24 protein-coding genes are annotated in these 26,740 nt (G+C 60.4%); 10 read left to right on the forward strand and 14 right to left on the reverse strand.

Features of this window, described 5'->3' with window-relative positions:
- Positions 1-131: 131 nt before the first annotated feature.
- Entirely contained in the window at positions 132-2,108 is a 1,977-nt protein-coding gene (locus tag ACQ4L4_RS04160) for an ATP-binding protein (protein WP_431102943.1), read from the forward strand.
- A gap of 253 nt (positions 2,109-2,361) precedes the next feature.
- Positions 2,362-2,646 carry a DUF433 domain-containing protein gene (locus tag ACQ4L4_RS04165; protein ID WP_431102945.1) on the forward strand — a complete coding sequence of 95 codons (285 nt, stop codon included), beginning with the start codon at positions 2,362-2,364 and terminating at the stop codon, positions 2,644-2,646.
- A gap of 80 nt (positions 2,647-2,726) precedes the next feature.
- On the opposite strand, the gene ACQ4L4_RS04170 is transcribed toward ACQ4L4_RS04165, so the two are convergent.
- The gene (locus ACQ4L4_RS04170; protein ID WP_431102947.1) at positions 2,727-3,632 is read right to left on the reverse strand and encodes a DNA adenine methylase; all 906 of its coding nucleotides are present in this window, start codon (positions 3,630-3,632) and stop codon (positions 2,727-2,729) included.
- Between the two features lie 486 nt (positions 3,633-4,118).
- On the opposite strand from ACQ4L4_RS04170, the gene ACQ4L4_RS04175 reads away from it, so the two are divergent.
- Positions 4,119-7,238 carry a DEAD/DEAH box helicase gene (locus ACQ4L4_RS04175; RefSeq protein WP_431102949.1) on the forward strand — a complete coding sequence of 1,040 codons (3,120 nt, stop codon included), beginning with the start codon at positions 4,119-4,121 and terminating at the stop codon, positions 7,236-7,238.
- Between the two features lie 348 nt (positions 7,239-7,586).
- Here the strand turns inward: ACQ4L4_RS04175 and ACQ4L4_RS04180 are convergent, their stop codons facing one another.
- Together ACQ4L4_RS04180 and ACQ4L4_RS04185 are read right to left on the reverse strand one after the other, a co-directional pair.
- A complete protein-coding gene (locus tag ACQ4L4_RS04180) occupies positions 7,587-8,243 on the reverse strand; it encodes a hypothetical protein (RefSeq protein WP_431102951.1) in 657 nt (218 codons plus the stop codon).
- A 57-nt stretch (positions 8,244-8,300) separates the two neighbouring features.
- Complete coding sequence (locus ACQ4L4_RS04185) at positions 8,301-8,951, reverse strand: hypothetical protein (protein WP_431102952.1); 651 nt, start codon at positions 8,949-8,951, stop codon at positions 8,301-8,303.
- Between the two features lie 346 nt (positions 8,952-9,297).
- On the opposite strand from ACQ4L4_RS04185, the gene ACQ4L4_RS04190 reads away from it, so the two are divergent.
- Positions 9,298-9,807 carry a hypothetical protein gene (locus tag ACQ4L4_RS04190; RefSeq protein WP_431102953.1) on the forward strand — a complete coding sequence of 170 codons (510 nt, stop codon included), beginning with the start codon at positions 9,298-9,300 and terminating at the stop codon, positions 9,805-9,807.
- Positions 9,808-10,136: 329 nt separating this feature from the next.
- On the opposite strand, the gene ACQ4L4_RS04195 is transcribed toward ACQ4L4_RS04190, so the two are convergent.
- The 3 genes from ACQ4L4_RS04195 to ACQ4L4_RS04205 all read right to left on the reverse strand — a co-directional run bounded on the left by ACQ4L4_RS04195 (position 10,137) and on the right by ACQ4L4_RS04205 (position 12,935).
- Positions 10,137-10,436, reverse strand: a complete 300-nt coding sequence (locus ACQ4L4_RS04195; protein WP_431102954.1) for a hypothetical protein — start codon at positions 10,434-10,436, stop codon at positions 10,137-10,139.
- 324 nt (positions 10,437-10,760) lie between these two features.
- Positions 10,761-11,186: a hypothetical protein gene (locus tag ACQ4L4_RS04200; RefSeq protein ID WP_431102955.1), complete on the reverse strand. Its 426-nt coding sequence runs from the start codon at positions 11,184-11,186 to the stop codon at positions 10,761-10,763.
- A gap of 78 nt (positions 11,187-11,264) precedes the next feature.
- Complete coding sequence (locus ACQ4L4_RS04205; protein WP_431102957.1) at positions 11,265-12,935, reverse strand: peroxidase family protein; 1,671 nt, start codon at positions 12,933-12,935, stop codon at positions 11,265-11,267.
- A gap of 283 nt (positions 12,936-13,218) precedes the next feature.
- Here ACQ4L4_RS04205 and ACQ4L4_RS04210 point away from each other — a divergent pair, with 283 nt between their 5' ends.
- A complete protein-coding gene (locus ACQ4L4_RS04210; RefSeq protein ID WP_431102959.1) occupies positions 13,219-13,590 on the forward strand; it encodes a hypothetical protein in 372 nt (123 codons plus the stop codon).
- Positions 13,591-14,476: 886 nt separating this feature from the next.
- Here the strand turns inward: ACQ4L4_RS04210 and ACQ4L4_RS04215 are convergent.
- The 3 genes from ACQ4L4_RS04215 to ACQ4L4_RS04225 all read right to left on the reverse strand — a co-directional run bounded on the left by ACQ4L4_RS04215 (position 14,477) and on the right by ACQ4L4_RS04225 (position 16,597).
- Entirely contained in the window at positions 14,477-15,247 is a 771-nt protein-coding gene (locus ACQ4L4_RS04215) for a cyclic nucleotide-binding domain-containing protein (protein WP_431102961.1), read from the reverse strand.
- A gap of 28 nt (positions 15,248-15,275) precedes the next feature.
- Positions 15,276-15,941 carry a flagellar basal body L-ring protein FlgH gene (locus ACQ4L4_RS04220; protein ID WP_431102962.1) on the reverse strand — a complete coding sequence of 222 codons (666 nt, stop codon included), beginning with the start codon at positions 15,939-15,941 and terminating at the stop codon, positions 15,276-15,278.
- A gap of 260 nt (positions 15,942-16,201) precedes the next feature.
- Positions 16,202-16,597, reverse strand: a complete 396-nt coding sequence (locus tag ACQ4L4_RS04225) for a hypothetical protein (protein ID WP_431102963.1) — start codon at positions 16,595-16,597, stop codon at positions 16,202-16,204.
- Positions 16,598-16,706: 109 nt separating this feature from the next.
- On the opposite strand from ACQ4L4_RS04225, the gene ACQ4L4_RS04230 reads away from it, so the two are divergent.
- The gene (locus tag ACQ4L4_RS04230; RefSeq protein ID WP_431102965.1) at positions 16,707-17,087 is read left to right on the forward strand and encodes a hypothetical protein; all 381 of its coding nucleotides are present in this window, start codon (positions 16,707-16,709) and stop codon (positions 17,085-17,087) included.
- A 32-nt stretch (positions 17,088-17,119) separates the two neighbouring features.
- Here ACQ4L4_RS04230 and ACQ4L4_RS04235 read toward each other — a convergent pair whose 3' ends face one another.
- A complete protein-coding gene (locus ACQ4L4_RS04235) occupies positions 17,120-18,490 on the reverse strand; it encodes an MBL fold metallo-hydrolase (protein ID WP_431102967.1) in 1,371 nt (456 codons plus the stop codon).
- A gap of 152 nt (positions 18,491-18,642) precedes the next feature.
- On the reverse strand, positions 18,643-20,394 hold the full coding sequence (locus tag ACQ4L4_RS04240; protein ID WP_431102969.1) for a P-loop NTPase fold protein: 1,752 nt from the start codon (positions 20,392-20,394) through the stop codon (positions 18,643-18,645).
- Between the two features lie 176 nt (positions 20,395-20,570).
- Between ACQ4L4_RS04240 and ACQ4L4_RS04245 the strand changes: the two genes are divergently transcribed.
- Together ACQ4L4_RS04245 and ACQ4L4_RS04250 are read left to right on the forward strand one after the other, a co-directional pair.
- Positions 20,571-21,191 carry a response regulator transcription factor gene (locus tag ACQ4L4_RS04245; protein ID WP_431102970.1) on the forward strand — a complete coding sequence of 207 codons (621 nt, stop codon included), beginning with the start codon at positions 20,571-20,573 and terminating at the stop codon, positions 21,189-21,191.
- 103 nt (positions 21,192-21,294) lie between these two features.
- Positions 21,295-21,678 carry a response regulator gene (locus ACQ4L4_RS04250; protein ID WP_431102971.1) on the forward strand — a complete coding sequence of 128 codons (384 nt, stop codon included), beginning with the start codon at positions 21,295-21,297 and terminating at the stop codon, positions 21,676-21,678.
- A 189-nt stretch (positions 21,679-21,867) separates the two neighbouring features.
- Here ACQ4L4_RS04250 and ACQ4L4_RS04255 read toward each other — a convergent pair whose 3' ends face one another.
- Positions 21,868-23,067, reverse strand: a complete 1,200-nt coding sequence (locus tag ACQ4L4_RS04255) for an efflux RND transporter periplasmic adaptor subunit (protein WP_431102972.1) — start codon at positions 23,065-23,067, stop codon at positions 21,868-21,870.
- A 345-nt stretch (positions 23,068-23,412) separates the two neighbouring features.
- Between ACQ4L4_RS04255 and ACQ4L4_RS04260 the strand changes: the two genes are divergently transcribed.
- Positions 23,413-24,864: a catalase gene (locus tag ACQ4L4_RS04260; RefSeq protein WP_431102973.1), complete on the forward strand. Its 1,452-nt coding sequence runs from the start codon at positions 23,413-23,415 to the stop codon at positions 24,862-24,864.
- A gap of 183 nt (positions 24,865-25,047) precedes the next feature.
- Positions 25,048-25,332: a hypothetical protein gene (locus ACQ4L4_RS04265; protein WP_431102974.1), complete on the forward strand. Its 285-nt coding sequence runs from the start codon at positions 25,048-25,050 to the stop codon at positions 25,330-25,332.
- 145 nt (positions 25,333-25,477) lie between these two features.
- Here the strand turns inward: ACQ4L4_RS04265 and ACQ4L4_RS04270 are convergent, their stop codons facing one another.
- Positions 25,478-25,870 carry a hypothetical protein gene (locus ACQ4L4_RS04270; protein ID WP_431102975.1) on the reverse strand — a complete coding sequence of 131 codons (393 nt, stop codon included), beginning with the start codon at positions 25,868-25,870 and terminating at the stop codon, positions 25,478-25,480.
- 175 nt (positions 25,871-26,045) lie between these two features.
- A complete protein-coding gene (locus ACQ4L4_RS04275) occupies positions 26,046-26,687 on the reverse strand; it encodes a cysteine hydrolase (protein WP_431102976.1) in 642 nt (213 codons plus the stop codon).
- Between the last annotated feature and the right edge of the window lie 53 nt (positions 26,688-26,740).

Consider the following 26,740-nt stretch of genomic DNA (forward strand, 5'->3'; position numbering starts at 1 on the left):
CTCAAGCTGCAGGAGCTAGTGACGCTGGGAGCGCAGCAGTCCGCCTACTTCTCCTCCTAACCGCGCTGTGACCGACGCCGAACGGCGTCTGCGCTCCAAGCGACAATCATGGGTCAACACCGGGGGCGGGGATGGGGCAGGGCGAGTTCGTCGAGGAAGTTGCCAGTCGTAGGCAGAGAGTGCTTGCGCTTGGACTTTCTGCGCTGCTGCTCGTATCCGCGTTCCTGATCGCGCCCTACGCTTCCACGCCGCTTCCCCAACTGCCGCATATCAGCGGGACCTACGGCGCGGCGGTCGCGATGATTAACCTCGCAACCTTCTGGCTGCTGATCACGGCCCCAGCTCAAACGAGGGCGCACTCGGCCATCGCTGCCGCGTACCTCTTCGCAGGGCTCATGGCGGTCTTGCACGTCCTCACGTTCCCGGGCGCAATCTTGGAAAGCCAGCCGTTGATGGGTTCGCCTCACGCGGTGAGCTGGCTGTTCATCGCTTGGCGCGGCGGCTTCGCACTTTTCATCGGATGGGCGGCTCTGCGAGACAGACATCCTGGCATCCATGGCGCTCAGGGCGGCTCACTGCCGTACGTCGTGGCCCTCGTCGTAGTGTGCGGGGCCGTTGCGATATCTCAGTTGACCGACGCCGCCGCAGTTTCAACTCAAAGCGGCCGCCAGTTTTTCAGCGCCTTCAGCGTCTACGGCTCCCACGCCGCAGCTGTGGTTGCCGTTGTCTCCATCCTTCTAATCGCGGTACGTGGCCTTTACAAGCGCTCCATTTTTGTATGGCTGGTGTTCGTCATGTCCGCAGAGGCTGCCGGCGTCTTCCTGAGCACCTATGGCGGCGGCCGCTACACGCTGTCCTGGTATCTCGCACGCGTCGAAGGGGTGGTGGTCAGCTCGGTCATGCTCCTGGTCTTGGGTCAGCACTTCCGGCGGCTTCAGCATCGGCTGGCGGACTCGGTCACGGTTCTTCGGAGCCGAACTGAAACCCTGCAGGCCGAGATGGCCCGACGCGAGCGCCTGGAGGCTCAACTTGCCCAGGCGGAGAAGCTAAAAGCTGTGGGTCAGCTTGGAGCGAGCCTTGCGCATGACCTAAACAACATCTTGCAGGTCATCACTGGCCGGCTGACCATACTTCAGCGGCGCGTTGGCCAAGCGGCCGACGGAGATAGCGAGGTCATCCGTCGCAATCTGCGCAAGGCAGAGGTCCTCACGCGCCAGCTTACTTCCTTGTCGGGACGGCGGCATTTTCTGGCCGCACCTCTGAAGCTGGATGAAGCCCTATCGGGCACGGCTGACGCCGTGCGCCCGCTACTGGAGGCGCGCCATGCACTATCCGTGGATTGCGAGGCCGGCCTTCCTGCCGTGACGCTGGATGGGCTCGAGTTCGAGGTCGCGATCACTAACCTTGTCACCAACGCCCGAGATGCAATGCCAGACGGCGGCCCGATCGCCATGCGCGCGTTCAAGCAAGAGCGAGGCGGCCGAGCGGAAGTCGTTGTGGAGGTCTCGGACACGGGCATAGGCATCAAGCCTGAGGTTCGAGAGCACATCTTCGAACCATTCTTCTCGACGAAAGAGCAGGGGAAGGGGACTGGGCTTGGCTTAGCGCAAGTGTCGGCCTTCATCACGAAGAGCAACGGCAGAGTCGACGTGCGCAGTGAGCCAGGCAAAGGCACGACTTTCGCGCTCATCTTCCCCGTGAAACTTCAGGCCGATACTCCGGGTGCCGCGGAAGCCAGAGATGTCGCGTCGGCGCCCATCTCTTCCGGAGATGTCGTGCTTCTGGTGGACGACAACGATGACGTCAGAGAGGCCTCTGAGCAACTGCTTCTGGCGGGCGGTTTTGTGGTCAGGGCGGCCAGCAACGGACGCGAAGCTCTGGAATTGCTCGAGCGTGGATTTGCTCCCGACGTCGTGATCTCTGACATCGTGATGCCCGGCGACATGCACGGCGTCGAGTTGGTACGCCGCATTCGACAGCGGCTGCCTGCGGTGAGGTCGGTCCTGGTGACCGGGCATAGCGACGTCGCCGAGGGCGCGCGACGTGAAGGCGTCCCGGTCATTCCCAAACCGTACGACTTGCAGACGCTCCTCAAGGCGTTGGGCTAACGTCTTGTGCTGGGGAAGGTATTGCTGCGCTGTTGGCCCAAGGCATGTCGCTGACCGCAGGGCCATGCAGGAAGAAGGTTCCCATGTTTTGCCAAAGCTTGCCAAGCTTGAGCAACCTGCGGCACCATCCTGCGCGTGTGCTGCCTGCCGCCAGAATCATGATGCGAACGCCAGAACCTCCAATGCTGACCGCACCGGTCAATCGCAACAAGTTTGTCCTGGTCCGGCGCTGGATGGTTAGAGCGCAATGGCCATGAACGCACCTCTCGTCGTCATCGACCCTGAAATTATGGGCGGCGAAGCCGTGTTCGCTGGCTCGCGACTTCCTATTTCAACGGTTCTCGCGTCTCTTGCGTCGGGATACTCGTTAGAGAAGTTGGCTGAGAGCTGGCCGTTTCTGACGGAGGCGCACGTCGCCGCCGCCCGTGAACATCTGCGCATGTACCCTACCGGTGGCGCAAGACGGAAAACGGTCGCCGAGGACTTTCCGGGTGCGAAGGTGGTGAGCAGCAAAGTGGTTCGTCGCCCGCGCGGATAGCGCTCTTGGCAGCCAGCCCGAAGCACGACAGTAAGCGGAAGAGTCTGGCTCATTTACATGCACGTCGACTGGTCGCGCTATCACGCTGGCTTCGAGCCGACCAGCTCGTCGGCTGTACATCGAATTTCAACGGCAGGTGGTGCCAGGCGCGCGACGACCTCTCGTGCTATCCCGCGGCTTCCAGAACCTGCTGCCACGCTTCGCCGCACCTCGACTGCGCAGACATCCCATCCGCCGTATAGCTCGTGAACTTCCGGCGTGTCATGGTTTGAAATCAACACATGTGCCCCGCGGCTCACCGCCTGGCGCGCGCATTCCACCAATCGCTCGTGCTGCTCCATCCCGAACGCATCCACGGTGTACGCCGTGAAGCTGGCGCCGGTCTCACTGTCCAGATAAGGCGGGTCGCAATACACCACGTCGCCGTCGCCAGCGAGTTCCATGGCCGCAGCGAAGCCGCCGTTTAGCACCAGGCACCGCTCGAGTTTTGCCGCGGCCGCTTCGACCTGTTCCCAAGGGAACGTTGGAACCTTGGCGGGCTTGCCGTAAGGCGTGTTGAAGGCACCTGAGCGGTTCACCCTGAACAGCCCGTTGAAGCCAAACCTGTTCAAGTAGGGGAGGCGGACGGCGCGCTCGAAGCGGTCCACCAGGCCGTTGAACTCGGCGCGCACTCGCAGATAAGCGTCCTGCGATCGGTGCTCTTCAACGAAGAACGCTGACGCGCGCGTCGCGTACTCGTTCGGCCGCTCTTTCAGTGCAACCCACATGGTCACCAAGTCGCTATTGGCATCGCTGATGACGTACTGGTCGTAGCTGGCTGCCAGGAACACGGAGCCGGCGCCGACGAACGGCTCGACAAGCCGACTGCCAGGCGGCAGCAACGGCAGGAGTTGCGATAAAAGTCGTTGCTTCCCTCCTGGCCATTTGAGGAGCGGCTTGGAGGCGGCGAGGGGCGGAAGAGCGGCGGAGGTCGGATGCGCATGCATCCGACGTGGAGCGAACGGTGTTTAGCCGCAGTGACGTTATCCACCCGCACATCTGCGGTGCCGAGCTAAGTCCGACAAAAGTCGGGTGCAGTTTGCGGGTGCCGAAGTGGTGCCTACACCTTGAATGGAAGCTCATTCGCTGACCTTACTCACTGCTGCACGGTGCTCTCCTGCCACGTCGGTGGCGGAGCCCTACGCTGGTGAGTTCGTATGGACAGGGCGGTGGGAGAGTGATTTGGACGGCAGAGTAGAGGCTCGGGCATTGGTCGCCAACGTCGGGGGATGCTTTTATCCGGGTGTTGAGTGCTCTCAAGGGGGCGGAGACGGTGATATCACTTGGGATGGTCCCTGCCGAACCTTCGAACACGCCCGCAACACAGCGTTGATGCTCCTCGACGATTGGGTGGTCGAGAGCAGGTTCGCCTAGCGCCATCCGATCTATCCACCTTGATGTAAGGTTCGTTCCAAACGATCAGGGAGCATGGTTTGTCGGATCAGAAGTTTCAGAACACACTTTCCTTTTGGCGGGCGGTTGAGGCCCTAAGTCCGCAAGAGGTGCCAAAGGTAAAGAAGAACGACACGACCAAGCCGGGTCGAGATCTTGGTGAAATGGGAGTTCCGCCCTGGTTTGACGAAGACTTCGCGCGCTTGCCTCTCGCATCGGGAAAAGAGTGGTCCTTCACCGTTTTCGCCGGTCTCATCGAGCGGGAGGACCTAGTACACGCCTTGGGCAAAGTGATTGGCCGAGTCGAGGATGTCTTTGATGAGCGGCTCAACGGAGTGTCATGCCTGTTTAGCTTGCGGTGTAACGCCTTGGGGCGACCGATCGCGGAGTCGTTTGTTCTGTGCATGTCGACGTGGGCTGCCGGCGTGGCGATGCGCTCCGGATTGGCTTACTTGTCTGCTGCGGACTCGTTCGATAACGCGGGCCTGCACCAACCTCAGACACCCATAAAGCATTCGTCCTCACGTAGCGGTTTCGCTGGTTTTGACTCTCAGGCCAAGGCGCTTCGCGACGAATTGGCGTGGCGGATCAGCATGTTGCCAGTAGAAACGGGCGTCACCATGGAGTGGCTTCACGACTTTGCCGGCCTAGTTGCCAAGAAGTGCGGCGTACTGCCCTTGTTCGGGTCATCGCCCGTCAACCGAATAATGGCATGGCAGAGTCCCATTAAGAGGCAGGATGAACAGCCAAAACCGGATGACGAGCTCATTAATTCGTTCTTCATCCGCGACATCAACCGAGTACTGCAGGGCGGATTAAAGGGCGCCTCCGTGCCGCTTCGGTCATTCGTCAAAGGCTTGCCGGAAGATGTCACGGCGAGGATCGACGTCCGCAGCCATCGCGCTAAGCTGTTGGAACATCTAGAGCCTGATCGCTTCCCTGCGGGATGCTGGCCCTCTGAGCATCCACTGGTATGGAGCCAGCAACTTGCTATCAATGCAGCGTGGTGCAATCTTAGAGAAGCCGACGGTGTGTTTTCTGTGAACGGTCCGCCTGGTACAGGCAAGACGACGCTTTTGCGGGACTTCGTCGCCGCAATCGTGGTGGAGCGGGCCCGCGAGCTGTGCAAACTGGGGGGGAGGGCATTCCAAGGCGAGCAACAGTTCAGCGTAGGAGCGAAGACGCTGTCCTACTTTCCGTTGGCACCAAGCCTCGCCGGTTTCTCCATAGTCGTCGCGTCAAGTAACAATGGTGCGGTAGAAAACCTCTCACTAGAGTTACCCCTGCAGAAGGCAATCGATCCGAAATGGCTTGGCGAAACGGATTTTTTCAAGGAGCTGGCTGGCCTCATGCTAGGCGAGCCGGCATGGGGCTTGCTCGCTGGGAAGTTGGGCAATGGCACCAACCGGCAGCAGTTTCAAAGCAAGCTCTACTGGTCCAAGGAAGACGCCAATGGCGTCTCCGGGATGAGAGAGTTCCTTGAGAAGGCTGCAAAGCCAAGCTTTCAAGGGCGCTGGTCATTCGCGCAAGCGAAGCATAACTTTGACCTGGCGTTGGCTACGGAACAGAGATTAAGGGAGGAGCTGCAGAACTTCCAAGATCTTCCAAAGGGCCGGGAAAAATTAGAGGCCGACTTGGCGACTCAAACGCAGACCGCAGGAGACGCTTCAGCCGCCATCGTTCCGATTCGGGATCAACACCGCCGCTTCTTGCGGGAAAGTGAACGCACCGAAGAGGAAGCGAGAGATGCTCTGCGCGCGTTGGAGGCCTACACCACGCTCAAGCCCGGGTTTTGGGAAAGTTTGTTCTCCTTTGGGTCAGCAACTCGAACGTGGCGAGTCAACGCAGACGAAATTGCTGCCCGTTACGAGGAATGCAGGCTCGAGAAGTCTTCCGCAGCTGCAGACTTCCAGCGGGCAACGGCACTGCTGGAAGAGGGCGAGAAGGTCATTGCGGACGCCACTGACGCACGCGATCGCACTAGAGAAGCTTTGGGTGAGGCGGAAAAATCGTTCGCAGCCTTGTCCCCTCAGTACTTGGCGTACGTGCTGAACATAGACTTGTCTGAGGACGCTCTGGAGCGCTCGTCTCCGTGGAGCGTCCCAAAGTGGCGCGAAGCGCGCATCAAAGTTTTCCTTGCTGCACTCGATCTGCACAGGGCGTTCATCGAGGAGAACGCCGCAAAGATGCAGTCAAATCTTGGACTCGCGGCCGAGATGCTTTCTAAGGGGTTGCCGGACACTCAGGCGCGAATCGCCGCGTTTGACAGTCTTGCATTGGTTTGCCCAGTCGTGTCCACGGCCTTCGCTTCCGTCCAAGCGATGTTCGGTGATGTCGAGCAGCCGGCGATCGGATGGCTTCTTATCGATGAAGCTGGACAAGCGCCGCCTCAAGCATGCGTGGGCGCGCTCTGGCGCTCGAAACGAGCGATTGTCGTTGGCGATCCGCTTCAGATTGAACCTGTAGTCACAATTCCGCACAGCGTTGAAGCGGCGCTTGCTGAGCACTACGGTGGTGTCGATTCGACACTCTTCCCGACAGGAACCTCTGCTCAACGCCTCGCAGATAGCCAAATGGTTCTCGGAACCACGATTGGCCGTGACCCGAGAACAGCAGTTTGGGTTGGAGCTCCCTTGCGAGTCCATCGTCGATGCGACGATCCAATGTTCACCATCTCAAATGCCATTGCGTATAACGGTCTGATGGTGCACCAAAAGAAGCCGTCAGCCCTTCCGCTACCGGCAAGCCATTGGCTAGATGTCCCGACACAAGGGCCAACTGAAGGCAACTGGATACCAGCCGAAGGTGTGGCGCTGGAGCAGCTTCTATTGAGGCTCCGCGAACACAATCAGACCGCTGATGCTGGCATCTTCTTAGTGTCCCCTTTCAAGGATGTCGCGAGTAGCCTAGTGAAATACGGTCGATTGCACCGCATCGATGCCCGGATGGTCGGAACCGTTCACACGACTCAAGGCAAGGAGGCGGAAGTAGTGATTTTGGTATTGGGTGGCGGGAGCGCTGGAGCGAGAGACTGGGCAGCGGAGAAGTCAAACCTGTTGAACGTAGCCGTGTCGCGAGCCAAGAGTCGCTTGTACGTGATTGGGGATAAGGCGGACTGGGGCGCTCGACCATTCTTCGACGAAATGGCTAGGCGGCTTTGACAGCTCGCAGCGGAAGCGCCACTGTCTTGCCCGTGCTCCGTAAAATCTATCGCCACCGGCTTGGCGTGTACTGTATTTGCGCACAAGCGAATTAGCGCTGCTCCGCTACAGAAGGCAAGCGGATGTTGTGGAAATTTAGCTTCATGCTCGATGTCCTAGCACGGGTGGACCTGTTCGTACTCCTCCGAGCAGGGCGCTGCCGATTAGACCAGCGGCGGCTCCTTTCGGCATGACTGCGCAAGCTGTCAGGCCGTTCTCTTTGGAAGCGCGACTCGACGTTTGCCGTATGTGGCGGCAACTCGAGACCAGGCAATCCCATACGGCGTGAAAAGTCTGTGCGGCCAGGGATCAGGATCCAGCCTTACCAAGCATCTCGGCCTTCAGCTTCGTAGCTTGGTCCATGCTGGCGGCCTCAAGCCATTTTCGGCCTGCCTTGGTCTTGAAGCTCCACCACACCCAAGGCCGCTTCATGATGTGGACTTGCATCCAAGTCTGCTTATAGAGCAGCTCCTCAAGCAGGAAGTTCAGCTTGGCATGTTCGTCCCCCATTTGAGCCGAGTCCCTCTTGAGGATCTCGATCACCTGAGGGGTAAGCTGACGCGTCAAAGTGTCGCCTGAGTCCAGGTAGTGGTTGATCCGAAGCACTGCGGCCCTCGCTACGTATTGCGAAGTCTGTCGAGCCACGTTCGTGTCCTTGGCGTCAAGCGTCCGTAGCCGCTCGAGTAGGTCGACGATCAGCACCGGATCGTTGAGTTCGGTTTTTGGCAAGTCGGCAAGCTGTTGAACTTTCGAGCTGAGGTTCTGCGCATCTCGCAGCAACAGCATGGTCGCCGTGGCCAAGTAAATGTGGAGCTCGAGTTCGGCCAGACGTTCCCTGCGCGCCTGCGCAGCATGCTGCAGCCAAGGTACGACAAGAGCGACGAGCAAGGCCAGCAGCGCTCCAAGTGTCTGCGCCCAACCCGAGAGCTCTCCGTTGGCCTTCATCCAAGCCAAGACTTCATGCATTCTCACCTCCAGTAGCGCTATGTCCTGCCGTCCATCTTTGCGCCATCGACGTCCGAATTAACGCTGTCGCCGCCAGATGGCAATGAAATCTGCGCTTCCGTTCACTGCCCGGGAGTAGAGCCAAGAAGGCAATAGCCTCTCGTGGGCCACCTTCATCAGTGGCTTGCTTCGGTGAACGTGTTCGTTTCCGATGAAGATGTACTCGTCGCATCGCGCGAGCAGGCGAGCTTCGTCGATGCCAGAAACACTGCCGCCGGCAGACGGGTTCTTGGGATCAAAGACGTGGGTCACCCAACAGGCTACGACCACCTGCGGCTGGTACTTTTCGACGGCCGCCGCTGCGTCGAGCTTCTCGACGTTGGCTCCATACGGGACGGTGGGTTGCCTTAGGGCGGCGTAGTGCGCCGCGAGCGCGGGCTCTTCTTGTTGACGATTGTCGGTTGCAGGTATTCCCAACTCTTTGGCGAGCACACCATGGCCGGCGCCGATCTCGATGGCCGAGCGGCCTGCGATCCGCTCGCGAAGGAACGCCACGAGCTCTTCCGTCGGAAAGCTGTAGAACCCATGGCGCACGCCAAAAAGCAGCCACTCTTGCGCTGTGGTGGTATTGAGCACGCCCGCGGGCACGACGCGTAGCACGCCAGTGGCGTCTAGGAGTTGCGGTGCGATGTCTCGGACCGAGTCTGGATCGATGGAGTAGGAGTCCATGCTTCAATTCTCGCCGCTCTAGGCCCCACTACTTCACCGAGGTGATGCACGGCGAGCGACTACCGCCGCTGCAACGGTGCAAACCGGGCTTTGTCGGCGAGGCCCCCGCAGAGGCACGTGCCGGCGCGAAGAGGAACTGTTGGCCCCTGCCTCGTTCTTGGCAAGTCCGCAGCTCGTACATCACGGGAACCGTTATCGAGCGGAGTGCGGCTACAACGCCTGAGACCGGTGAAACTCGCTGCGCCGCGGCTTGAATAGCGTTGCGCGGGGGTTGTGCAACTGCATTTCTAGAATTGCGGCTCCCTGCGTTTAACGGAGGATCGTGTCCCAGGGTGCTACACAGTAGATGACTACGCTCATCTACAACATCGACCGCGCAGAGGTGAAGCGGCAAACTCTATCGCTCACGCCGGAGCACCATCAAGTCCATCTGCTGAAGCTGCATCGCGATAGTGCGGGACTTCCCTCTGTGCATCACGGCTCGGTGCACTTGCCAGAAAGAATCGTTGAGCACCTGAAGCAAGGCAACGTGAGGACGATTTACGTCACAGTCGTTGGCATGAACTCGCCGGCATCGCGAGCTTTGTCGGGGCGCCCCGAGCTGTTGGTGACGCGCGTTCGCTTGCGCTCGGGTGCCCTCGAGAACGAAGTTCCGCATGAGCTCAGATGTCTGCGCTGGCGCCTGCTTGTGCTGGGGACGGTTTGGGTAGCCGCGGCCATCGCACTCCTTGTTTCGGGCGGGCCGAAGCTGATGCATCTCGCAGGTGGCGTGGCGATGAGTGTCGGAATGTTCAGATGGGCAACCGCGTGGGACTTACCACTGTCGCCACCTGATGTGGCAGCCAGCTCCAGCTAGCGGCAAGAAAATTGGCAGACTTGCAACCTTCAATATCAAGGAACTGTCTGCATGAACTTGCGTTGCTTGGCTGGCCATCTTTGGTGGCCGTCCCCGTCCGTTCGATCCACGGGTGAGGGGAGTTGGCGGAAGGAGTGCCTTCGAGAAGGCTGCGGTAGGGCGGAGCATGGAGGCTTGGTGGACCAAGCGGGAATAGTTGAGGCGGAGACGCTGATCAGCATCGCTCGTAGAGAGCGACCTGAGGACCCGAGGGTCCAGGAAACCCCCAGCTTTCTTTGAGCTAGCTTGGAGAATCGCGCTGGATCAAGAGCGAGCGAGCACCTAGTCGGCTAGCTCGCCGTAGGCGTGTCAGGCGCCGGGATGACCTTCACCAGCCGAGCCGAAGCGAAGGCCCGGCGGACTGCCTCGGTGGCGCTGTTCAACGCTTCCTCGGCAGTTGCCGCTCTGCGGCTGAACTGCAGTTCGAGAACTCCGGTGATGCCAGCGCCGACGAGTGTGTCCGCGCAGCCGGTCTGCTCGAGCCGTTTCATGACGGCATCAACCAGCACCTCATGCTCATCGAGCGAATAGCGGAGCGTGAACTCGAATTCCAGTTGTGCCGCTTGGAGGCTGAGCGAAGAGTTCGGCATCTTCAGTCCTCAAGCTCTCCTGCGGCGAGCTCGTCATGGGATGGTGGCATCGCTAGAGCCTCCGCAGCCCACGACGCTTGAACTTGCCTTCTTGAGCGCTCCAGCAGCGCCAGGCGGGCTGGGTCGGCACTGATGAGTCTCCGCGCCTGAGCGATCGAAGCGCGATGTTCTGGACGACGGCGGGCCCAGTCGTTCAGTAGCTCGCCATGGCGTTCCGGAAAAACTCCCACCAGGTCACGATGGTTTGCGCGTCGTTCAGATCAAGGAGCATGTTGGCGTCCCCAAGGTTGGTGCGACGACTATACTGTACGTAAATACAGTACATCAACCATGATCGTTCGAGCGCTTTGCTTGCGCCGTCAGGGGAGAAAACTTGCCGCCGACGAACTCCGCGCGGCAACACCTCTGAGCGGCAAGCTGCAGATGAATCCGAGCCATTACGCCGGACGGGATGGCCGTGGCCGTCAGGTCTGCCTGCTCATGCCACTCGCAGGTTCGGTTCAGCCACTGGTTGAGCTTTTCAGCGCTCGGCTCATCAGGATCGAGCCCAGAGGTCTGCTGATTGGCGGAGAGGAGGATGTCTGGCTCCGCAAGCGCAAGTCCAGCTATCCACAGGTGCTGTGGGCGTGGCCGGCGCCGCCTGAGCGGCCAGACGAGCCTCCGGAAAAGTCCATTGGCAGCCCCGAAGTACGCCGGCTCTTGGAGATGCTTGACGCAGTCGTTTGACTCGGTCGGCAGGGCGCCGACCACGAACTCATCAGGCGCTCACCGTCGACCTGGAGCCATTCAAGAGCGGACGAGCATCAAACTCGGCCGCTCGTCCGGTCTTCACCCGTGCGGATTCAGTAGCTCAGGCTTGCCTTCAAAAGCGAAGAACAGCAAGTCGGCCATGTTGAAACGGTCGCCTGCGCCGAAGGATGGCTTCCAACTCCGATCCGCCAGGATGGAGTGATGGCTCTTCTCGATGGCGCGATGGAACGTCTCGGCGACGACGGTCGCACCGACGGGTCCAAGCTTGTTCTTGTGCTGCTGATTCCACTCTGCTTCTCGCAAGATGTAGAACCAGAGCGGGGTGTTCGAGCCCGCCTCCGTCCGCTGATCCCCGCTGATCAGGTCCACGGACAACTTTGGGCCACCGTTGCCGTCGAGGATCTGCTCGGCCGTTAGTACCGACCCGATTTGCAATGCATCTGCCAACTGCTGACCAGAGGGGAGCGCGAGCATGCGGCCGCGGGCCAAGTTCCGGAAGGCCAGGCTTCGCTTCATCACGAGGTCCGGTTCACCGACGCCGCCGAAGCTTCCGATCGGAAGTATCTTGAGGGGCTCGACCACGTGCGCGTCGATGGCCATGGCGTTGTTGAAATCTGCGGGAGGGGTTGGCGGGATGCCATCGAAGCCCGAAAAGTCGAAGAGTCGCGTGTAGTCCGCGACCCAGACGTCAGGCAACTCGACGCCAGGGTTCTGGGGATGCTCGAGGTCGGCGAGGTCCTGAGGCGAAGCAGGGATCGCGGAGGAGGGGGACATGTTGCCGCTGGTTCCACTGAAGCGGAACAGTCGGAAAAGGTGACCAGAGAAGAGCGGATCCTCTGCACCCCGCTCCCGATTGAAAATTTTGTTCCACTGATAGCCGACACGAATCTGACTGTGCCCGAGTCGGAAGGCCGCGCCCGAAAACTCGACCGGCATGGTGGCGTCTGCCTGGCCGTTCACTTCGAAGTGCTTGCGGCCGTTCAAGAACACCTCCGAGACGATCGAAGGCTCTGCAATGCGCGGAAGGTAGTCATTGACGATGAGCCACTGGTAGTGCTTCGTAACGAGCTCGCGTGCGCGATCAAAGAGGACCGAACTTGGGGTGTTCTGCGCGATCAGCGTGTCGACCACGCGGTTGTGGAAGCGGATGAAAGCGACGTGGATCTGAGCGACTGCCAAGTTCTCATCGTTTCGGATGTCAGGGATGTTGGCTTCGCGTTCAGTGCCGCGGCGAGGGCCTGCGCCTCCGCGATGGCGCGGTAGATCCATCCCGTCCTGTGCTGCAGCTCCGGACCCACCAGTGGCCAAAGGACGCCCCCGCTTCAGGTGAACGCCATCTGGCTCGTAATACTGCGGCGACTTGACCGGACCGTCGCCGTACAGACTGTCGAGGTCCAAAGATGGCGAGCGCTTGGACACGAGGTCCTCGACAAGGATGGCCTTGCCAAGGTCTAGCTCGGACTCATCGAGAGTGAGGTCATGGTCGATAAATTGCCCAAGGTACGTGTAGCCAGCTGGAACCGTTGGATCAACGCTCCCTCCAGGTTCTGACATCGCAACCGCCAGCTTCATCAGCACGTTCGTGCTGTTGGGCGTTGCGGACTTGACTCCTGTGAACCGCGAGAAGCGGAACTGAACGGTGGCTTGGAGGGCGGATGCCTGAACGACTTCAGCTTCGCCGTCGTTCCCGATTCGCCGCACGCCTTCGCCTGCGATGAGAAAAGCCTCGCGGCCATGTCTTGATCTCATGGAGCACTCCTTGATGGGACCTCGTGCCGATGTGAGTGAAGGTCCAGCATCAATCTAAAGAGCGATCCGTAAGGCGTACAACATCAAGGTTGTGGATAAGCTCGGTGGGACTTTTACTTAGTGTTTATGGGCCATGCACAGAGTCGCGCGGGTGTTGAGGTCTGCTGTCGGAGCTGGTCAAGGCGTCGAATCCCTAGCGATAGGGATGCTCTTTCCCCTTCCTTGCTGATGCTCGCCAGCGCGTCATGTAGGACCATCACCCACAAGAACTGGCGGAGGTCACATGTCCGAGCAACTCCGATCTGCGACCGTGATGGTCGACAAGATTCTCTCGAACGCAGATACCTTGGCGGACGTAAAGAGTGATCCGGAGGGCACCCTGCGTAAGGTGGAAGAGCAGGTGACGAGGACCTTCCCTGGTCCGATCGCCTTGCCGCCAGACTCAAAAATCGTGGCTTGGATCTGGCTCGTGGTTGTGGCTGCGCTGGCTCTTTCCTTGCTGATCGCCGTGATAGCCCTCTGCTGTGGCATGTACTCGGCCATCGAGGCAGACAAGCCGTACGCGACAAAGAGCGACACGGTTCTTGCGGTCATCACCACCATCGTTGGCTTCCTCGCAGGCCTTCTCGCCCCTAGCCCGGTGAACAAGAAATGAGTTGCGATGACTGAGATCGGCCCAGAGCGACCCAACGAGAAGCCGCTAGTGGCGGCTGAGTCAGACTCTTCACCACTGCCACTGCCACTGCCACCGCCACTGCCACCGCCACCGCCACCGCCACCGCCACCTCAGCCCGCAGTCCCGGCGACGCAAGCCGAGGGGCCGCCATCTCCGCGTCAGCAGTCGCCGTGGACGAAGCTGTATGAGGTGTGCAAGCGACTTGAGCCGATAGCGGTCTGTGCGGCCGTCGTGACCTCTGCTATTGCGCTATCGCAGACAACGCAGAGCATTGAGATTGCTACTAAAGCTGTCGCATCGTCCGATAAAGCTGCATCCGACGCTGAACTTCATAATCAGCTGAGTCTGCGACCTATCCTTCAGTTTCAGTATCAGCTAAATGGACAGAACGAAAAGGACTTCTACGTCTCCGTCGTAAACAACGGCCTAGGACCAGCGCTCATCACTAGAGTCCGCTTCTGCCACCCCGGCAAATCGGCGCTTAAGACGGAGCCAACGAGGGAGTTGGCGGGTCAGCGGCTGGAGGAATGCTTAGAGCTGGCGGCCGCCTCGACATCAGCGAAGAACCGTGGCTCGGCAGCATCCTCATCCGTCGGAGATGTCGACTCCTTGCGTTCCATGGTCCCAGAAAACTTGGGCATGGCGACCAGAAGTATTGTGGCGGAGCAGGCGATCCGGCCGGAATCGCCGGTGAAGATATTTGGACTTGCAGGGGCGTATAGCTGCAGGCAATCGGTTATGCGAAAAGCTTATCTTCAACGACTGCTAATCGAGATCGAATACAAGTCGCTGTACGACAAATGCGATCGCCTCATCTGGGAGCTGAAGGTCCCTCTGACCGAGTGCCCGGCGCAAGCTTCCTAAATCAGCGGACCAAAGATGCAAGCAACTGAAGTGTGGCATCGCACTGGTCAACGGAGGCGATGCACTCTAGGCCCCTCACTTCGACCTCTCGCGTAAGCGCCATCCATGCTGACACGCCTTCGATGGCAACTTTCGTTCTTCCCGTCTTGACCCACCCAAGTTCCGCAAGCTGGCCGAGGTAGATCCACGCCTGCCGACGAGACAGGCCCGCCAGGTATCCGATGCAGGACTGCGAAACAGGGAGCGATAGGCTGTTCCCAACAACGGAGTGGCTCGAACTGCTTAGGGCAGTTGCCAGTGTTGCCAAGACGTTCATAAGGCGTTGCAAGCCGTTCCCCGCCAAGCGCATCGTGATTTGGTCTTGGAGCCGATCTGCGGTAGCGGCGAAGAGCTCGCTGCCCGCCGCTTCGCCAGGGCCGTTGGCTCTATCTCTGGCTGTCGCGAGCGGGATCTCCACCGTCGTCACGTCGACGAGCGCCGTCACGTCGTAGCGCGCGGCCTGCCTGCCGACCGGGGATTCAGCACCGATGACGTCCCCCAGCCAGAGGGTGGCCACTGCAACCTTGGTATCGGACGCTGCACGAGCGGCCGCGAACGCGGCCCCGGCGCTGATGGCGATCCACTTGGTAAGCGGCGTCCCCGCTTCGATGATTCGTTCGCCTCGCCGGTATTTGCGAACCTCGCCGGAGGACAGCCAGTCCGGCGTCGCACCGGGAGCTAACTTCTTCGCCGGCGATCTAGCGGCTTGGGAGGATTGCCTGGAGCCCGTCATGAGGGCTGGACGCTGCAGCGTGATGCCATCACCAGATGGAGAGGCTTCGAGCGAGCACTCGTTGGAGCCAAGTGCGCGAGGACGCTTCCGACACATCCCCCTGAGCGACGCTCTCCAGGCTTGCATTCACGACGTCGCCTGACGCGATGACGTTGCCCGGCCTGATGTTGCGCGGATTGACGATCCCAGAGAAGCGTAGCGTGTTGACGCCCTTGTTGAGGCCGATATTGCGCTCACCAGCAACGACCAGGTTGCCGTTGGGAAGCACGTTGATGACGCTTACAGCAACCTGGGTGACAAAGCTGTTGTCGGTCTCAGTAGTGCCCGATCCTTTAAAGGAGTCGCTTCCCGCGGCTGTCCCATCCAAGTTCAGGACCTTCTCCACTGCGCCGATTTTGCTTTTGCCGCCAGGACCATGGACCGCAAGCTTGTTGTCGCGACTGGTGTCCGTGGTCTGCTTCTGGCTCGCCTTGACCGTCTCCCGGATATCAACTTTCAGCGTGTCGCCGATGGCGCTCGGCAGCTTCTCACCGGAGAAGAGTGAGTTCGCCGACATGCTCGGCTGATAGATCGCACCGTTGGCTGGGTGCTCCAGGTACATGGGTGCCAATGGCTGGGCCACCAACGTCGGGGTGCGGACAACAGTTGACGGAGCACTGGCGCAGCCGATCAATGTCGCGACGAGGGCAACCATGCCTCCAAGTCGTGCAGTTCGGATGTGGCGATGGCGGCGGCAGTGTGAGGGGCGGCGGTGTTGCATGGCGTATTGGTGTTCATCGATCTGAACGCCATCGTCATGCGGGAGTGGTTCCGCCAAGGCGGCGATGAGTCGACGCATCCGAGCGATGGTCGTCGATTCGGTGACAGCCATCACCTAGGAAAAGGTATATCCGCAGTTCGCACTTCAATTGTGGAAGTTACATCCAGCGGGGCGGCTCCCTGTCCCCATCGAAATTAGTGGAGCGCTAAGGAGAGCTCGAGCTCGTCACCTTGTGCGTCGACCCACAGCGCAAGATTCTTGTGAATCTTGTCCGCTAGGCGCAGCGAAAGCTGCAAAGTCGCCATCGTTAGGGGAGCCACGCGGCTGCGCCGGGCGAGGTCCTGCAATCTGCGCAGCAGCAGGACGATCACCTGCGATGTGTCGCAGTGCTCCTGTATCGGGCGATCTAGCAAGACTTCGAGACGAAGTGCTTCGGACTGCAAGGCCAGCTCTTCAGCGAGGTCTCGCAATGTGGAAAGCTTGTGCGCTGCCAGCGAACGGGGGAGGGATGCGAGAAGTGGGTCAAGATCAACGATGTCCTTTGCGACGCGAAGCGCAAAGGGGCGGTCGATCGAGGAGGGGAGCGTCATTGAGGTTCCGAAATCGCGGTCGCGGGGAAGGCCAGGCGTGAGCGCGCCTGAGCGCAGATTTGACTCCTATTCCAGCCGACCTGCTTGTGATCGACCATAAGCCTAAAGGATGAAGATGTCCAAGGAGCCGAGCGACGATACTTCGGTGCTATCGAAGCTCGGAGAGCGTATGGATGCGTGGGTTCGCGAGGTCCTGTCTTGCTTGGAAGCCAAGGACATCGAGGGGGCAATCGCCCTTGTGCAGGGGTGTGACAGCTTGGCCCTCCTCGTGGAGCTGGAAGGACATCTGAAGGCCCGCGGGTGGGGTCAGAGTGTTGGCATCCGACGCCTTTTCGATGCGATCCAACAGCGAAGGCTAGACCTTTCTCACATCGAGGAGCATGCAGCCTCAGGCGCCGACGACCCTGCGGCTGCTCAAAACTCACACGACGGCATGTCAGATGCGCCAGCTGACAAAGATGAGTCGAAGAGGCGGAAGCGGCGGCTCTGATTACTAGAGCCGCCAGGGCGCTCGGCTTTGGGTCAGATCTCGATCCAAGCGAACTCGCGGAATCCTCTCTCCCAGGTCTCGGTCACGATCTGCAAGTGACCACCCAGTTTGCGTACCTGGGTGAGGACCTCTTCTCGTGGGTGGCCATAACGGTTCCGGGCGCCGGCGGAAATGACCGACTGGATGTGACGACGATGATTCAGCCCCGGATGGTAGAAGGCTGGGCCACCCACGGGAGCTGCACCGTGGTGCGGAAGCAAGACAGTCTGCACCCGCGGAAGCTCCGCTGAGTAGTGGGCAGAAAAGTCGGCCCAGATGTCGGGTTCACCTAGCAACGCATCGCCCGTTCCCAGCCAACCTACATTGTCAAGTTCGTCGAAGTACGGCCAGAAGTGATCGTGCCACTCATACGGAGGCAACACGGTGTAGTTGTAGGTCGGAGTTGGTCGAGCCCAAGGCCACGGACCGCTGAAGAGCCCCAAAGAGATCAGATTGGGAACGTGCTCGGCGGTGGACAGCGGCGATGCGGCCGTTCCGAGAAGCCGAAACGCTGCGACATATGCGTCGACAGCGTCGTCCCGGTTCTTCTTTGTTGCAAGCCAGGCGAGGACCGCTGCAGCTCCATTCGGGTCCTTCAGCGCCTGAAGAGGGAAGCCGACGGCATCGAGGAATGTCCACGTATAAAAGAGCATCTCCTCAGGCACCTGGTGATTCCAGAACCGAAGCTGCCAGATGCGCTCTCCATGCACGTCCAGCGCCAAGTTTCTGGCGTGCTCAATGACGTCCCCTGGCGTGGCGCCAGTTGACGTGACGACTGCTTGCATTCGCCCCGGGAAAGGCGATCGGTGCGCTTCATCGTTGAAGCGCTCGTCTTGGTTGGGCTCCTTGGGGCGTCGCGTCGGATTGTCGAGATCGTTTGGTCCATCGCCAGGGCCGCCTTGCACCCGCGTGACGGGGACGCCCCAAAGGCTGCCGCCGTTTGCGACCGAGAAGAGCTGGTCCAGGTACGGCCCTGTCACTGAGTGAGCCTGCCGCGAGATCTCCAACGCCATTTCGATAGGAGACAGGTAGGGAGCATAGATTCGCGTCACCTCGCACTTGGCAGCGAGGAGCTTCGCACCGTTGATGTGGTCGTAGTCGAAATGGGAAAGGATGAGCGCATCAATGACGCTGACGACCTCCTCGCCGTCCTCTGAGACCCGCTGCTCTTGCCTTGGCGAGTAAGCCTCTACTGCAGCCTTAACCGCCGACGTGCGTCGTCCACGAGAGGTCAATCCGCCGCAGTCGTAGACGTAGTCAAAGCGGTAGCGGCCGCTTGGTCGGACGACCGTGACGCTGGCCGAGTGGAACGATCCCTGTCCAACCGGATGCTGCGTCCGGACGTGTTCGATGTCATAGCCCATAAAACTCCTCCCAGAGTTTCTTGTCTGCGCTGCTGCGCTGCTGCGCTGCTGCGCTGCTGCGCTGCAGATGGTGGCGGCCCGCGGTTCAGCAGACCGATTCGGTGCTCCGATGTGCGGGAAATGGATTCCCGTCCTCCGGTGTCTAGGCTAAGTCAGCCGCCTTGCACGCCGGCGACTCCGCCCAGGTCCAAGTTGGCACCCATGGCGGGCGCGGCAGGCGGAGGCAGGTACTGCTTTAGGCGTATCGCCGTCACAGGGTCGGCCGCAGCCCATTCCTGAAGTAGGCTCGCGAACCACTTCGAGGTCTCGGCAGTCTTCGGGTCCTTGGCGTTCATCGAGCCGAGCTGCAGAAGTACCCTGATGCGAGATCTGAAAGTGGTCCCGGAAGCTCCTCGGACAAGTGCTTCAAGCTCAGCTCTCGGGGCCTTGGCCACGATCGAGGCATCCTCGGGATTCCAGGCATTCACGTCCAGCCGATTGAGTACCTCTTCGGTCGTTGGCTGCTGGGTGTACTTGGCGGCCGCCTCGCTGAACTTCTCACCGAACGCGCCGCTGAAGTGTTCTGGGAAGGCGGCAAAGTTGCGATCGAAGATTCTTGGATGGTTTTTGTGCGCCTGGATGAATGCATCGACCAGTTGCAACGCCTCGCCGCCGCGGCCTGCACTCTCGAAGGCGTCGTAGGCGTTGCGAAGGTCACCCGGTCCTATGGCGCCGACTGCCGCAATGGTCGTCTGGAACAGCCGATCGAGGAGGGGGGCGCCGGTGCCCTCCAGCGAATGCCAGAAGCCCATCCACGCAGATCGATATCCTTCAGCAAGTGCACGTTGTCCAAGGTTCTCAGAAAGCTGCTCGGCATGTTTCCTCAGATCCGTGCTGAGGTACCCTTTTTGCACCGCCTCGGCGAGCAGCTGCTCAAACGAGGAGTTGGATGGACCGCCGACGGTCTCGAGCAGTTCCTCCCACCTAGCTTCCTTCTTCTCTTCCTCGGTCGGAGGTTGCTTTCCATGGGCCGCCTGCAGCGCGTATCGAATCCAGCCGGCATCCACGCGCTTTAGAGTGAACTCGATGCTGGGGAAGCGCCCGTCGGGAACGAGATGACCCAATCCGAAGATGGCAACTGCGAGGACGCCAATCTCCAGGAGTTGTGGATCTAGTCCCGCAACTGTCACAGCCATCTGGTCGACTAAGCGCTTGAGCCTTTTTATGACGCGGATGTTTGCTATGCCCAAGTTCAGCATCCGCGCCTGGAGCAGCAGGCCAGCCTTATCGGGGCTCGTTCCGAGCGCGATCTGGCACGCCTCTTGGACGGTGGGAGAGAAGTGAACCTGCTCGTCAACGACCTTCTCCATGAAGGTCTGAGCGGTGGTGGTGTCCACACCCTGAAGTTTTGCGTCGTTGGCAACGAGAACCACTCGACAGCTTCGCTCCTCCTTCAGGAAGGAGGCAAGACCGTAGACGTCGGCGATGCTTAAGCCCGCGCCTTTGCGCTCCAAGTCGTCAATGCAAATCACCGCGTTCCGGACCGCCGAGAACGAAAGCTCGTTGAGTAGCGCGTCCGCCTTGCCGATGATCGGAATGAGAGGAAGGAGTTTCGCGGCTTGGAGGTACTTCCGACCGGCGGCTAGCTCAGCCACCTGTTGCCCAAGGGTCGTCGCTTCGCCCGGGACGGAGATGCTTGCTACAAGCTCTTCCGAGAGGCGCCTGCGCATGTCGGCCAAGCTTCCGACCCCGAACAGGGACAGATAGGCAAACTTCAGCTTTGTCTTGGCGGGGTTCGCACGTGCGACCGCCTCGCGCCACTGATGGGTTTTTCCCTCGCCCCAGCCTCCCGTGAGGAGCAGAACTTTCGGGGTCGCGTCTGCGAAGACAGCGTCCAGACGCTGCCTGGTGATGTCGATGCTCAAGTGGGTCCTCCCTGGACTCTGCCCGGGTGGCCCGGGTCTGCTTGCTCGTCGTTAACCTGCTGAGGATAGCTTCGGCATTATTTCAGCTGAAATTCGTACTTCCACCTGTGGCGATGCCCCTCTTGAGACTTCAGATATTAAAGTGACTACAATCTGGTCGCAACCGGGGTCCGCTCATGAACAGTTCTGCAACCGTACACATCATCGACGATGACGAGTCCATCCGCTATGCGATCGCCAGTTTGCTGCGGACGGTGGGGCTGAACTCAGCTGGCTACAACTCTGCGCAGGAGTTCCTGGACAAAGCGGAGCTCGACGGTCCTGGCTGTTTGATGCTGGACGTGCGACTGCCTGGCATGAATGGCCTCGATTTCCAGGACCGCCTGGCCGAGCAGCACATCCTCTGCCCAGTGATCCTCATGAGCGGGCACGCAGACGTCCCCATGTCCGTTCGGGGCATGAAGGCTGGCGCGATCGACTTCCTGACCAAGCCATTTCGTGACCAGGACATCCTGGATGCCGTGACTTCTGCAATTGCTCGAGATGAGGCGCGTCTGTCTCAGCAGCTCAACGAGAACCAGATTCAGGCACGCTACGCCCGACTATCCCCTCGCGAGCAGCAGGTGACGGAGCTTGTGGTTCAGGGAAAGATGAACAAGCAGGTCGCCGCGATCCTGAACATCAGCGAAATCACAGTGAAGATCCACCGGGGTTCCGCAATGAGAAAGCTGGAGGCGCGGACTTTGGCCGACATGGTTCGCTTGGTGGAGCGCGTCAAGGCCTCCGCAACAGCCTGACTCTTCGCATACCAATGTATGGTTCCCCGTTATGCGGGGAAAGAGGAAAGTTGGGGTCTGGCAGGCTGGCGATATCCGCCAAGCCGTGCGCTCTGAGACCACCTTGACGTCCGCACCCCTCATTGTCATCGTTGAAGACGATCAGTCCTTGCTCCATGCCCAGCTTGGGCTGCTGCGAGCTTGCGGCTACCGAGCGATGGGCTTCGAGTCTGCGGAGCAGATGCTTGAGTCCACTCAGAACGTCTCGGTCGACCTGGTCGCTACGGACATCCACATGGGCGCGATGGACGGCTTCGAACTATCCCGCGAACTTCGGCGACGGTGTCCCGATGTTCCCGTCATCATGCTGACCGCGAGCAACGACAAAGCCCTGGAGTCGAAGGCGATCGACGCGGGCGCGCTGTGTTTGCTGACAAAGCCGTTGGATGGTGGAAAGTTGCTTCAGTGGATTGAAGCTGCTCTCGGTAAGGGCTCCGATCCACGTTGAGGTCGTCGGCGGGGTGCGCCGCAGCTGAGATGGGGGGGGTGGGCCGAGCTTTGCGTCGCTCCCGCGCAAGATGTATCTCGTGGCTCAGTCCACCTATTGGCGGTTGGGGCTGGATGCCTCACTTCGATCCGGAGCACGACCCGCGGGTCGGTCTGCAGCAATGCTTTGGGCTCCTCAATAGACCGGCGACTACATCGAGCTTGGACCGTCCGCAGGGGCGGTGGACAGCTGAGGGAGGACCTTCGTGCCGTCCGCAAGGCGTTTCAAACCACCAAGTACGACACGCTCGCCGGCCTTCAGTCCGGACGTGACGATCCTCAGTCCGTTGACGACGGTCCCTGTCTGAACCTTGCGCAAGAAGGCCCGGTCAGTCTCATCCACCACGACGACGTACGAGTCGTCGCCGCGCATGTCGATGGCCTGCTCGCTCACGAAGACGGCGCCATCGTGGTCCAGCGTGGGGATCTTGATTCGAACGGCTTCGCCCGGTACCAGGTGGCCCTGGTAGTTGTCGAACACGGCGCGCAGCTGGTCAGCCTTGCCTCCGGCCGACATGCCGTTGCCAATCCTTCTTAAGAAGCCGCTGAAGAACCTGGGCTGATCGGGTGCCTTGAGCATCGCCGGGAGCCCGCCTCCTACGCTCAGCGCTGATGCATCACCTTTGAGACGGAGCAGCGGTTGGAGTTCCTCCAGGCTTTGACGGTCGAAGGTCGCGTAGACCGGACTTGCTGGTGTGATTGAGGCCAGGGTCGAGGTCCTTCCCGAGCTGCTGACCAAGGTGCCTTCGGTCACCGAAGGGGCACTCATCGTCCCATCGACAGGCGCTCGCACTTGCGCAGCGTTCAATTTCATCCGGGCTGCCTCGAGCTGGGTCTGAGCTTCACGAAGCTCGTTGACGGCCTCGTCCTGCTCTCGCTTGGCTCGCTCAAAGGCTCCATCGTCGTGCCCGGAAATCTCCACGTGCAGCTGCTGTCGCTCAGCCTCTGTGTTGGCTGACTCGACACGGGTGATGGCCCGCTCTACTCGAGCGCTCGCGATCCGGATCTTCTGACGAATTACTGTGTCATCCATCGTGAAGAGGATGTCGCCAGACTTCACGAGCGCGCCTGCGCGATAGTGAATCTTGCGTACGACGCCCTCGACGCGCGACCTGATGCTGAACTTGTCCGCTGCCTCAAGCCTCGCCGGCAACTCCTGCCAGGCGCGGATGTTCTTCTGGACTGCTCGCGCGACCGTCACGCGTATTGGCGCGGTGGAGGCTCCCTCAGGATGGAAAGAGAACCAGCCCGTGTAGACGGTGACGGCGCCCCCTAAGGCTGCGAGCAGAACGGTGGCACTGGTGACATTGGCCCAATTAGGGGTCCTACTTCCGACGCGGATGATGTTCATGGCAAGCGGTCCATTCTCAAGGGTGGAGGCTGGCGGTCATGAGCATCGGCAGGCCAACGGTTCTGCGCAGCTCATTTGTGATGGAGGCAACCCGGCGTTTTCGGTTGGTGGATGGAGCAGTAACGCAAATTAGTTTGCCCGGCTGGGCTTGCGCGCACCATCAGGCTTGAGGGCAAGGCAATTAACCAATGTGTATGACTGGCTGGCATTGCCGTTTCGAGCTCTGATGGCGCGCCCCGGACAGTTGCGTCCGAGAGCTACTGAACCGCCTTGCGCGATCGGCTTGGATCGCGTGCGTAAGCGGGTTCGAAATCCGCTTGAGCTCACCCAGTGAACGGAATGGGAATGAAGAAACTCACCACCGCGGCCGGCGTTCCGGTCGTTGACAACCAAAACACGCAAACCGCTGGCCCGCGCGGCCCCATGCTTCTCCAAGATGTTTGGCACCTTGAGAAGCTGGCCCACTTCGCGCGCGAAGTCATCCCCGAGCGCCGCATGCACGCCAAGGGAACGGGTGCGTTCGGTACGTTCACGGTGACCAACGACATCAGTCAGTACACCCGTGCGAAGATTTTCTCCGAGGTCGGCAAGAAGACCGAGCTCGCTGTTCGCTTCTCCACGGTCGCTGGCGAACGAGGAGCCGCCGACGCTGAGCGTGACATTCGTGGTTTCGCCATCAAGTTCTACACCGAGGAAGGCAACTGGGACTTGGTTGGAAACAACACGCCAGTGTTTTTCCTTCGCGACCCTCTGAAGTTCCCGGACCTGAATCGCGTCGTGAAGCGAGATCCGCGAACCAACCTGCACAACGCCAACAGCAACTGGGACTTCTGGACCTTGCTCCCGGAGGCGCTGCACCAGGTCACCATCGTGATGAGCGACCGCGGCCTCCCGAAGTCGTACCGCCACATGCATGGCTTCGGTAGCCACACTTTCAGCTTCATCAACGCGGACAACGAGCGCTTCTGGGTGAAGTTCCATCTTCGCACCCATCAGGGCATCGAGAACCTGACTGATGCCCAAGCTCAGGATCTGGTGGGTCGTGATCGCGAGAGCTCGCAGCGGGATCTGGTCAACGCCATCGATAAAGGTGACTTTCCTCGCTGGACGATGCAGGTGCAGGTCATGCCGGAGAAGGATGCGGGCACCTACCACATCAACCCCTTCGACCTGACCAAGGTCTGGCCGCACGCGGATTACCCGCTGATTGATGTTGGCGTTCTGGAGCTCAATCGCAACGCGGAGAACTACTTCGCCGAGGTCGAACAGCTCGCGTTCTCGCCGGCGAACGTGCCGCCCGGGATCAGCTTCTCGCCGGACAAGATGCTGCAGTCGCGGCTCTTCTCCTATGGCGATGCTCACCGCTACCGCCTGGGCGTGAACCATCACCAGATTCCTGTGAACGCGCCGAAATGCCCGTTCCACACGTCGCATCGAGACGGCAGCATGCGCGTGGACTCCAACCACGGCTCCACTATCGGCTATCAACCCAACAGTCAGGGGGAATGGCAGGAACAACCCGAATTCCGCGAGCCGCCGCTGAGCGTGGAGGGCGCCGCCGACCATTGGAACCACCGCGTCGACGACGACTACTACTCCCAGCCTCGGGCGCTGTTCCGTCTGATGTCGCTGCAGCAGCAGAACGCGCTGTTCGAGAACACGGCGCGTGCCCTTGGCGACGCTTCACAGGAAGTGAAGGACCGCCACGTTGCCAACTGCTCCAAGGCCGACCCTGCTTATGGCGCTGGAGTCGGACGAGCCATCGCGGCCTTGGCGGCCAGGACTGAGCGGAGCTGAGTAACGGCCTGATCGCGGTCGATGAATGAGATTGGGCCAGGTGGGACGCCTGGACCAATCTCTCTGAGTTTAGTCAGGCATTTGGTGAAGGCGCAGAGTGATCTCCGCCTTGCTCCTAACATCATCAGCGGAAATTCATTACGCACGCCCAGCAAGTCGCGGGGCTTATCGGGAGAGGAAAAAATGGCTAAACACAAAGTCGTTTCTTACACGGTCGCGGTACCACCGCCGGGTGACGCAGTCCGGGTCGACATTGAGACGGAGCTGAAGAAGCCGTACCAATTCGAGCTCCGACCGGACGTCAACTATCCGACTGTGCAGGACATCGAAAGCAAGCTGAGCGCAGCCTTGGCTCATTGCGTGAGCACGTACGAGAAGGTCGATGTGAGCGTCTTCGCCGATCGCAACTATGTGACGATCAACGTGAAGGACCACATCAACACCCGGTTCACCGGGGTGGAGGTCTAGATCACTGCCTAGCGCGCGGCGACATTCAGCCGCGCGCGCCCGAATAGTACGATGGCCACGTTGCATTTGTCCGTTGATGCCGCCGACCAAGCTGTACTAGCCCCATGAGCGCTGGGACGCCGCGGGCGGGGCTAGGGGCCTGGCGTCATCGGGCACGCAGCAGCGTCGTAGCGCGCCATGCCGCTACACCGAGCCAGAAACCTTCGCCGAACCACTCCAGTATCCTGATCGAAACCGGAACCTCGTTCGGAACCGGGAGTGTGGGCAATTGGTGCGGGTCGATGCCGCCCAACGCGATGCTGTCTACGATCCCGAACCAGTTGGGCCACATCAGGGTGGCTACCATAGCTGCGCAAAGCGCTGGGTCGAGGCGCAGTCGAGAGATGGCGGTCAGAGAGGCCACCGCTAGGATGATCGTTCCAGGAACGGCGCGCAGCAGCGTGGCGAGGTCGCAGCCCATCGCCTTGGAGATGGCCAGCAGGGCGCCGCACACAACGGCGAACAAGATGCTGAGGGCCAGTCCGTCTCTGTCTTTCACGCGTACTCCTTGAGAGATTCCTGCCCGAAAAATTTGTATGCGCCAGCCTTCCGTTGGCTAGGTAGCGCTCAAAAACCATCGGAGAAACAGAAAGGCGCTCGACGGCCTCGTCGAGCGCCTTCCCGCTGACCTGTGGCGAGGGAGAGCCGTAGTAGGCGAACTCGGCCCCTCTACCTCAAGCCGTCACGTTCGCTTCAAACTTGGCAATCACCTCTTCGGCGTTGCGGATCGCATGGACGAAGGTCGGGGCGTTGGTCTCGAACGCCGCCTTCATGCCGGCCGGGCTGAACGCTGCGGTGGCATCCGGGACCATCGTGACGTGGTAGCCCAGCTCGACGCCGAAGCGTGCGGTCGACTCGATGCAGCTGTTAGCGATGACGCCCACCAGAATGATCTTGCGGATGCCGCGCTGCTTGAGCTGCATGTCCAGGTCGGTGTTGGCGAAGCCGCTTTGAGCCCAGTGCTCCTGAACGACCACGTCGCCTTCCTTCGGTCCGAATTCAGGATTGAACTCGCCGCCCCAGGTGCCGACGCCGAAGGCTTGCAGGGGAACGCCCGACTGCTGGAACGGTGAAATGTGGTCCCAGTGGTCGAACTCGCCGTCATGCGAGCGATGGTGGGGAAGCACGAAAATCTTGATCCCCGCGGCGCGCGCGGCCGGGATGATTTTGCGCAGGTTGTCGTACATGCCGGAAGCTTCGGCGGTTTCCTTGATGGCGTCGTACAGCTTGCCACCTTCGGTCATGAAGTCGTTGTACGGGTCGACGACCAGAAGCGCGGTCTGCTTGGTCGGATAGATGTCGGATTCGGTGGTCATGGTGTTCCTAGAAGTTGGTTCGTTGCTGGGGATGCCGTCTGGAGTCATCGAGC

It is taken from the genome of Roseateles noduli (assembly GCF_050626985.1).
Lineage (GTDB): Bacteria > Pseudomonadota > Gammaproteobacteria > Burkholderiales > Burkholderiaceae_C > Roseateles > Roseateles noduli_A.

What these genes read in the sequence shown, in the direction of transcription:
- ACQ4L4_RS04160 (WP_431102943.1), top strand. Translation starts at nt 132, where the DNA reads ATGGGGCAGGGCGAGTTCGTCGAGGAAGTTGCCAGTCGTAGGCAGAGA.
- ACQ4L4_RS04165 (WP_431102945.1), top strand. Translation starts at nt 2,362, where the DNA reads ATGAACGCACCTCTCGTCGTCATCGACCCTGAAATTATGGGCGGCGAA.
- ACQ4L4_RS04170 (WP_431102947.1), bottom strand. Translation starts at nt 3,632, where the DNA reads ATGCATGCGCATCCGACCTCCGCCGCTCTTCCGCCCCTCGCCGCCTCC.
- ACQ4L4_RS04180 (WP_431102951.1), bottom strand. Translation starts at nt 8,243, where the DNA reads ATGCATGAAGTCTTGGCTTGGATGAAGGCCAACGGAGAGCTCTCGGGT.
- ACQ4L4_RS04185 (WP_431102952.1), bottom strand. Translation starts at nt 8,951, where the DNA reads ATGGACTCCTACTCCATCGATCCAGACTCGGTCCGAGACATCGCACCG.
- ACQ4L4_RS04190 (WP_431102953.1), top strand. Translation starts at nt 9,298, where the DNA reads ATGACTACGCTCATCTACAACATCGACCGCGCAGAGGTGAAGCGGCAA.
- ACQ4L4_RS04195 (WP_431102954.1), bottom strand. Translation starts at nt 10,436, where the DNA reads ATGCCGAACTCTTCGCTCAGCCTCCAAGCGGCACAACTGGAATTCGAG.
- ACQ4L4_RS04205 (WP_431102957.1), bottom strand. Translation starts at nt 12,935, where the DNA reads ATGAGATCAAGACATGGCCGCGAGGCTTTTCTCATCGCAGGCGAAGGC.
- ACQ4L4_RS04210 (WP_431102959.1), top strand. Translation starts at nt 13,219, where the DNA reads ATGTCCGAGCAACTCCGATCTGCGACCGTGATGGTCGACAAGATTCTC.
- ACQ4L4_RS04215 (WP_431102961.1), bottom strand. Translation starts at nt 15,247, where the DNA reads ATGACGGGCTCCAGGCAATCCTCCCAAGCCGCTAGATCGCCGGCGAAG.
- ACQ4L4_RS04220 (WP_431102962.1), bottom strand. Translation starts at nt 15,941, where the DNA reads ATGGTTGCCCTCGTCGCGACATTGATCGGCTGCGCCAGTGCTCCGTCA.
- ACQ4L4_RS04225 (WP_431102963.1), bottom strand. Translation starts at nt 16,597, where the DNA reads ATGACGCTCCCCTCCTCGATCGACCGCCCCTTTGCGCTTCGCGTCGCA.
- ACQ4L4_RS04230 (WP_431102965.1), top strand. Translation starts at nt 16,707, where the DNA reads ATGAAGATGTCCAAGGAGCCGAGCGACGATACTTCGGTGCTATCGAAG.
- ACQ4L4_RS04235 (WP_431102967.1), bottom strand. Translation starts at nt 18,490, where the DNA reads ATGGGCTATGACATCGAACACGTCCGGACGCAGCATCCGGTTGGACAG.
- ACQ4L4_RS04245 (WP_431102970.1), top strand. Translation starts at nt 20,571, where the DNA reads ATGAACAGTTCTGCAACCGTACACATCATCGACGATGACGAGTCCATC.
- ACQ4L4_RS04255 (WP_431102972.1), bottom strand. Translation starts at nt 23,067, where the DNA reads ATGAACATCATCCGCGTCGGAAGTAGGACCCCTAATTGGGCCAATGTC.
- ACQ4L4_RS04260 (WP_431102973.1), top strand. Translation starts at nt 23,413, where the DNA reads ATGAAGAAACTCACCACCGCGGCCGGCGTTCCGGTCGTTGACAACCAA.
- ACQ4L4_RS04265 (WP_431102974.1), top strand. Translation starts at nt 25,048, where the DNA reads ATGGCTAAACACAAAGTCGTTTCTTACACGGTCGCGGTACCACCGCCG.
- ACQ4L4_RS04275 (WP_431102976.1), bottom strand. Translation starts at nt 26,687, where the DNA reads ATGACCACCGAATCCGACATCTATCCGACCAAGCAGACCGCGCTTCTG.